The 7,568-nt window shown below is 46.8% G+C and carries 4 protein-coding genes and 1 tRNA gene; 2 read left to right on the top strand and 3 right to left on the bottom strand.

Annotation, left to right across the window (positions count from 1 at the left end):
* Positions 1 to 210: 210 nt before the first annotated feature.
* A tRNA-Phe gene (locus A9E74_RS08935) sits at positions 211 to 286 on the bottom strand.
* Between the two features lie 136 nt (positions 287 to 422).
* Between A9E74_RS08935 and A9E74_RS08930 the strand changes: the two genes are divergently transcribed.
* Both A9E74_RS08930 and A9E74_RS08925 read left to right on the top strand, forming a co-directional pair.
* On the top strand, positions 423 to 1,496 hold the full coding sequence (locus tag A9E74_RS08930) for an efflux RND transporter periplasmic adaptor subunit (RefSeq protein ID WP_069296283.1): 1,074 nt from the start codon (positions 423 to 425) through the stop codon (positions 1,494 to 1,496).
* 46 nt (positions 1,497 to 1,542) lie between these two features.
* Complete coding sequence (locus A9E74_RS08925; RefSeq protein WP_069296282.1) at positions 1,543 to 4,665, top strand: efflux RND transporter permease subunit; 3,123 nt, start codon at positions 1,543 to 1,545, stop codon at positions 4,663 to 4,665.
* Between the two features lie 39 nt (positions 4,666 to 4,704).
* Here A9E74_RS08925 and A9E74_RS08920 read toward each other — a convergent pair whose 3' ends face one another.
* Together A9E74_RS08920 and mutL are read right to left on the bottom strand one after the other, a co-directional pair.
* A complete protein-coding gene (locus tag A9E74_RS08920; protein WP_069296281.1) occupies positions 4,705 to 5,823 on the bottom strand; it encodes a hypothetical protein in 1,119 nt (372 codons plus the stop codon).
* Positions 5,824 to 5,850: 27 nt separating this feature from the next.
* Positions 5,851 to 7,524, bottom strand: a complete 1,674-nt coding sequence (gene mutL / locus A9E74_RS08915) for a DNA mismatch repair endonuclease MutL (RefSeq protein ID WP_069296280.1) — start codon at positions 7,522 to 7,524, stop codon at positions 5,851 to 5,853.
* Positions 7,525 to 7,568 lie beyond the last annotated feature (44 nt).

Genomic DNA, 7,568 nt, shown 5'->3' with positions numbered 1-7,568 from the left:
CGAAATTCTCGTATCAAAGGTTCTTTGATAGCAGAGTGTAAAGTTTTGCTAACTTACTTGGATTTTGGGATTTATGCGGCAGAGAAGTACTTTTTAGGTAACCACTCTTGCGTATATATTAAGGAAATATGTGAATGTTGTTAAATTGCAACGCTCGATCGTTAGAAACGAAAAAGCCTGATATGAAAACATATCAGGCTTTGAATTCGATGGTGGCTCGACCTGGAATCGAACCAGGGACACAGGGATTTTCAATCCCTTGCTCTACCAACTGAGCTATCGAGCCAACAAGGTGCGGTATTAAACCCGTCCCTTAACTAGCTGTCAAGTCCTGTGAGTGGATGTAGGAAGTTCTCCTTGTGACAATTATGTAGTCATGCTGTAATGCCGTGTGATTTTTGCAGCAGGGCAGCAAATAGATAATGAAGTCCAATAGACGTGTTTTGTTGTGGGTCATCAGTGTTTTAGCGGTAATTGTAGCGCTATATTTTGTTTTGCCTTTCATTGTTGAGCGAAACCAGACTGCTTTCGACGCTGCTGAAAATTCTGAGGGCGATGATGATGAAGATAATACTTTAACGCATCATTCTGCGCTGTCGGTTGAGCTGTCTGAAGCGGCGCAGGAAATGGCCGCGATTAAAAGCCAAAAACTGATGGTGAGTTTCTTTACTCCTGAGATGCGGGCGGTTGCTGTGGTGTTGCCCACTCAAGATATGAGATTGGCTCGTTCCCGTTGTACAGAGCTTGAAATGACCCAGCGCCTCGCTCAGGTGAACGAACAGGGTATGAATAAAGAATTAGCGCGACTGAAAACCCTGCAACAAGCCACCGGCAGCGTGGCATCAAAAGAAGTTCACTTCGCCCAAACCAATCTGACTCAAGCGCAAGCCGAAGTAGAATCAAAACAACAACTGGTCAAAAATTGTCACGCTGAAATACGCCATCAATGGCCGCAGCCTATCGCTGATTGGGTGATCAAAGGCAGTGATGAATTTAATCTTTTGATGGCTCGGGAACATACTTTATTAAAACTTACGCTTCCAGTGAATCAAAGTCTGAACCAAAAGGTAAGCACCATCCGTTGGCAGCAAAATAATCAACCCGACACGGTTGGCCAGGCTCAGTTAGTCGCTGCAGCATTTGCCGCTGATCCGGTGTTGAGTGGCGAAACATGGTATTTCCTGAATAAAACAGCGCATTTAAGAGAGGGGAGCCAGTTACAAGTCTGGGTGCCAAATTCTGACACAGCATTGTCAGGCGTTATCATCCCGTATCAATCAGTTATCTGGTACGCGGGCCAGCCTTGGGCTTATTTGCAACTCGACAAAGAGCGTTTTCAGCGGATTTCATTGATCGATGGCATTGAATCAGTTGCAGGGGTTTTTCTGCAACATGGCATTTATCCGGGAGATGAAATCGTAACTACCGGCGCTCAGACGTTGTTATCGGAAGAATTCAAATGGCAAATTCATGATGAAGACGATGATGATGACTAGTCGCCATACTTGTAAGCCCATATACGCTAACTAAACAGGAACACGGATGCTCTCTCATTTGGTTGCTTTTTCGGTTCGGGCACGAGGAGTGGTGCTGGCATTAGCTTTGTTGATGCTGGGTTATGGCTGTTATCAGATTTATAAAGCCAGTCTGGATGTATTTCCTGAGTTCGCGCCTAAACAAGTGATTATTCAAACGGAAGCGTCGGGCTTTACCGCCGAACAGGTGGAAACACTGGTTACCCAGCCTATTGAGAATGCGCTGGGAGGCTTACCGGATGTGATGTTTGTCCGCTCCTCATCAACGCCCGGTTTATCAGTGGTCATTATTACCTTTGAAGATCGCACTGATATTTATCTTAACCGTCAACTAGTCTCTGAACGCTTAATGCCAGCGCAAGGCCAGTTGCCGCAAGGCGTCGGACCAGCCTTGATGGTGCCGCTTGAGTCCTCTTCCGGCACCATCATGACCATCGGTTTGACATCTGATCAGCAGAGCTTGATGCGGCTGCGCGAAATGGTGGATTGGACTTTAACACCGAGGTTGCTTGCGGTAGATGGTGTGGCCGATATCAATGTGTTTGGTGGTGCTGAACGACAAATGCAAATTCAGCTGGATCCGCAAAAGCTGGCTATGTATCAATTATCCGCATTAGACATTATTGCCGCTGCGCGTGAAGCCACAGCATTGCAGGGCAGCGGTTTTATTGAAAACGCCAACCAACGCATGATGCTTCAAGTTATCGGTCAGCCCGTCACTGCCAAAGCGATGGAAAAAGTGGTGATTCGTCAGCAAGGCCAGTCGGTTTTATATCTAGGGGATGTCGCTACGATTGAATATGGCGCTGCCCCTGCAATCGGCGGTGCAGCCATTGGCGGTAAGGCAGGCATTGTGTTGATGGTTATCGGCCAATATAAAGCCAATACGCTGGCGGTAACGCAAGGTATTGAAACTGCTTTGAACGAGTTTCGCGATGGCTTTGAGGTTGATGGTATTGAGTTGCATGCGGATCTATTCCGCCCGGCCAACTACATTCAAACTTCACTGGCTAATATTCGTCACCACTTGCTGGTCGGGGGCGCTTTGGTGTTATTGGTGCTGTTTTTATTTCTGTTTAATTTACGCACCGCCATTATTTCGATGACAGCGATTCCGTTGTCGTTGTTTGCGGCCTTAATCGTGCTGCTCGAATTTGGCGTCAATATTAATATTATGGTGCTGGGCGGTTTGGCGATTGCCCTTGGTGAAGTGGTCGATGATGCCATTATTGATACCGAAAATATCTTTCGTCGATTGCGGGAAAACGCCGCGTTAAAAGAACCACGGCCAGTTATTCAAATCGTCTATGAAGCCTCTATGGAGGTGCGAGGTTCGGTGGTCTATGCCAGTTTGATTGTAATGCTGGTGTTCGTGCCGTTATTAACGCTTGGCGGCGTGGCGGGACGAATGTTCGAGCCATTAGGCCAGGCTTATATTCTGGCGATTCTGGCATCCCTACTCGTAGCGTTAACTGTTACCCCGGCGCTTTGTCACACCTTGTTAAGCCGGATTGGTGTAACACGCACTACCGAGCCGCCATTGATTCACTGGTTACAAATCGGTTACGGCCGGATATTGCGAGTGACTTGTCAGTTTCCCAAATTAATGATGTTGGCGGTGCTGATATTTTGTGTGGCAGGAGCCAGTTTGTTGCCTTTTTTTGGTGGTCGGTTTTTACCTGAACTGCGAGAAGGTCATTACATTATCCATACTGCCAGTGTGCCTGGCACATCATTGCAGGAATCTTTGCGCATTGGTGGTTTGATTGAGCAACAGGTTGCTGCTATTCCTGGGGTGCGAGCAACATCCCAATGGGCGGGACGAGCAGAGCGTGGTGCTGACACGTTTGGCACTCACTACAGCGAATACGAAGTGGATCTTGAACCGCTTTCAGGCCCGGAGCAGCAAGCGATTCTGGATGAAATTCGCGAGATATTGGAAACCTTTCCCGGCATTAGTTCAGAGGTTAATACCTTCCTGACCGAGCGTATCGACGAGACCATATCCGGCTACACTTCGCCAGTAGTTGTGAATATTTATGGTAATGATCTCGATGCGCTGGATTACAAGGCGCGTGAAGTCGCTGCAGTGATGGCCGATATTGAGGGCGCAACCGATATTCAATTACGTGCACCTCCAGGTGAGCCACAATTGCAGGTGCGTATAAAGCTCGAAGAGTTACCGAAATGGGGCCTGCAACCTGCCACGGTGATGCAAAACATTAAAGCCGCTTTTGATGGCATCAAGGTTGGGCAAATTGCTGAAGGTAATCGGTTATTCGATATTTTTGTGGTATTGCCACCGCAATTACGTGAGCAGCCACATCATTTATTAGATCTGCCATTACGAACTATGGATGGGCGCATGCTGACGTTAGGTGATGTTGCCGACATACAGCAAGTTTCCGGCCGTCATGCGATTTTGCATCATGGTGCACAACGCTTGCAAACCATCACCTGTAATGTCAGTGGTCGTGATTTACGATCGTTTTTTAACGAATTACAGCAGCGAGTGCATCAGGAAGTACAGTTTGATGCAGACACCTATCCTGAGTTTACTGGTACGGCTGTGGCGGAAGCGGAATCACGTAAGGATTTGTTAGTGCATTCCATTCTGGTGGGACTAGTGGTGTTGATTTTATTGTATATGGCACTTAAAAGTGTGCGAAATACCTGGCTGGTTTTACTTAACCTACCGTTCTCATTATTGGGTGGTGTAGTAGCTGCATGGTTAACCGGAGGCGTGTTATCCATCGGTTCACTGGTGGGGTTTGTGACGCTGTTCGGTATTACCTTACGTAATGCCATTATGCTGGTGTCACACTATCAACATCTGATTGAAGTCGAAGGTAAATCCTGGGTTATGGAAACCGCTATTCAAGGTGCGCTTGAGCGTCTGCCATCCATTTTGATCACTGCGCTGGTTACAGCATTGGCCATGCTTCCGATAGCCATAAACGCGGACAGTCCGGGACGCGAAATTATGGGGCCGATGGCCGCCATTATTATCGGGGGGTTGATTTCGTCTACTTTGCTTACCTTATTAGTGTTACCAAGTGTGATGTTACGTTACGGCAAGTTCAACAAACGCCGTATCACTCAAATGGAAACCACCATGCAAAGGCAATAATGCCCAGCACAAACACAATCAAGATGATCTCAACTATCATCAACGACCAATAGCAAAGGTTTGCGAATCGTTACTGCGTTGCTCGGCAAAGAACTGGTAAATATCTTTTAATTCTTCAGCGGAAAAGCGGATTAGAATCAATTCCTGACCGGGATGAATCAGATTAGGATCATGTCCCATGGTATGGGTATTGAAGTTATACACATAACTGGTTGAGACTTTCTTATGCAGGATTAATCCTAAAAAAGAACTTAGGCCATCGGGTAAGGGTTCATCGGCATCCGCTGGAATAAGCACACTGACTTTCTGCTCAGTACCATTTCGTTGCAGCCGGATCCCCTGACGGAAATTACGGATCAAACCGGTTTGAATGATTCCCCAAAGTCCTTGAATATCTTCTTCAGTTACCCGATGCAGATAAAACAGGCTGTCCTGCATATCTGCACTATCACTATCAATTAAATCAGCGATATCCAGTTTTTGTACACCACGGCTGATGGTGACCGACATTTGTTGATCTTCTGCAATATCAGCATCTGCCAGTTCGCTGGCTTTGATTTGTTTGATTTGCTGTTGTTCGCGGATCTGGGTTACAGGGGCAGATTGATCGATATCTTCACGTTGCAGCAATTCGACCAATGGTGCCGTAATGGTCTCGCCTTGTTCAGTCACAATGGTGATAGGCGCAATATGATCCTCTTCTTCGGTTTCCAGTTGTTGCAGGGTGGTTTGCTCTCTGATTTCTTCGGTATAACGCAGTGTCAGCGGAGTATCGGCGCTAAGGGATTTATCATCCATAAGGCTTTTTAATGTTGTGGTGCGTTGCTCGAGTTCTGGCAGGGCAATAATGCTATCCGGGCGGACAAACATATCCTGATATTCATTAACAATAATGGTGCTGTCATCAGCGCCAGCCAATTGATCCACAAATTCTGCTGCTTCCCGTTCACGGATGGCGTCACTGTCAGGTAATTCTTGTTCGGCGGAGCGGATAATTTCCAGCGGTAAATCCGGCTCGATCACTTCAATCGGAGGATCGACAGTGAGTTCACTGCGATTGGGCGGCGCGTCACTCCATAACAAATAACCAAACAGGAATATCACGATAACAGCCAAAATCGCTGCAACTATTGTGGAACCAGTACGGGCTCGATCCATGTGAAAACCGCCTCAGTGCATGTTTAATCAGTCCGAGAATAAGCTACCAAGTGTTAGCAAATCAAGTTCCCGGCACCAAGGCTGTTCAATAGATTTTTGTGGTGAGGCATTTTGCAGCCATTGTTCAGCTTGTTGGAGTTGAAGTTGGTCAGTCGTATGTAACAAGTTCAACAGATGTTGGCCAAGCGAGATGGCGTCGATATTTTTTTGGTTAAGCGCATCAATCACGCTGCTCAACATAGTATTCAAATCCAATTGTGCCAACACAATCGGTATTTTTTTAATGGTCAGGGACATGTCTTGGGGTTGTAACTCAAAGCCAAATTCATTGAGCAAACTTTGATGTTCAGTAACAGCTTTTTGCTGAGCAGCAGTACAAGCGATATTCAGTGGTACCAATATCGGTCTGCTTTTTAATGGCAGTTGTTGCAACTCACTGGCAAATTGCTGTTGGCGCGAATTTGCTAGGGCCTTGGGTAAATCAATCAGATAATTTTGCTGCCGAAAACGCACCCAGGCGAAGCGTTGATGTAGCAGCTGAACTAACTGAAATGCATCTGTTGGAGCAGCGTGATTTACTGGAAACAAGGTCTGAATGGGGGATGCAGCGTTTACGCTTGATAAATTATGTCGCTGATAGCTGGAAGAAGATTCTGCAATCTGCTGCTCCACTGGTGATGATGTTGGAGACAACTTGGTGTTGATTTGCTGATGTAATTCATCACTCACAGCACGATGAATTAATCCATGAATCAGTCGGGTCTCCCGAAAGCGCACTTCGTGTTTGGTTGGATGAACATTCACGTCAACCCGATCCAGTGGAATAGTCATGTATAAAACATAGACCGGATGCCGACCCGGTGGAATCAACTCTGCATAGGCTTGGCGAATTACCTGGCTGATCAGGCGATCACGAATAACACGACCGTTAATAAAGAAGTATTGCTGATCGGCCTGTGGTCGGTGCGTTTCGGTATGCCCCAACCAGCCTTTGATGTCGATAAAATCAAACTGTTGATCAATGACCAATGCCTGTTTGACAAAAGCTTGACCACAGATCTTGCCGACTCGGACCAATTGTTGTGCCTGCGTTTCAGCAATCGGCAGATTTAATTTTTGTTGGCCATTTAAATCACATTGAAAACGTACATCAAACCGACTTAATGCCAGACGTTGCAATGTAGTTAGGATTTGTTGCTGTTCGGTACGAGCACTACGAAGAAAGCGGCGTCGAGCCGGTAGATTAAAAAACAAATCACGCACGGCAACGGTTGTTCCGGGAGGATGTGCCACCGGTGCTGCACTATCTTCTTCATGATGAATTAGCCAGCCACACTCACTGTCATGCTGTCTGGAAACCAGACTTAAATTGGAAACTGAGCTAATACTTGGCAAGGCTTCGCCACGAAACCCCAAACTGGCAATCTGACTCAACTGGTCACTGGATGAAATTTTGCTGGTGGCATGACGGCTTAACGCTAAACCGAGATCATCAGGATGAATGCCGAAACCGTTATCCCGAACCTGGATTAATTGGCTGCCGGATCCTTCAATAGTGACTTCGATTTCGGTGGCGGCAGCATCAAGGCTATTCTCCACCAGTTCTTTGATGACCGAAGCCGGTCGTTCGATAACTTCGCCAGCCGCAATCTGGTTAGCAAGTTGTAAGGGCAGGGCATGGATTCGTTTAGGTGTCAGCATCGACACAGTTTAACAGTTGCGAACAGGAAATCCGCAGTCGGAAA

The organism is Methylophaga muralis (assembly GCF_001720165.1).
Lineage (GTDB): Bacteria > Pseudomonadota > Gammaproteobacteria > Nitrosococcales > Methylophagaceae > Methylophaga > Methylophaga muralis.
The sequence above is the reverse complement of the archived record's forward strand: the minus strand, read 5'-3'. Positions and strand labels throughout refer to the sequence as shown.

What these genes read in the sequence shown, in the direction of transcription:
- A9E74_RS08920 (WP_069296281.1), bottom strand. Translation starts at nt 5,823, where the DNA reads ATGGATCGAGCCCGTACTGGTTCCACAATAGTTGCAGCGATTTTGGCT.
- A9E74_RS08930 (WP_069296283.1), top strand. Translation starts at nt 423, where the DNA reads ATGAAGTCCAATAGACGTGTTTTGTTGTGGGTCATCAGTGTTTTAGCG.
- mutL (WP_069296280.1), bottom strand. Translation starts at nt 7,524, where the DNA reads ATGCTGACACCTAAACGAATCCATGCCCTGCCCTTACAACTTGCTAAC.
- A9E74_RS08925 (WP_069296282.1), top strand. Translation starts at nt 1,543, where the DNA reads ATGCTCTCTCATTTGGTTGCTTTTTCGGTTCGGGCACGAGGAGTGGTG.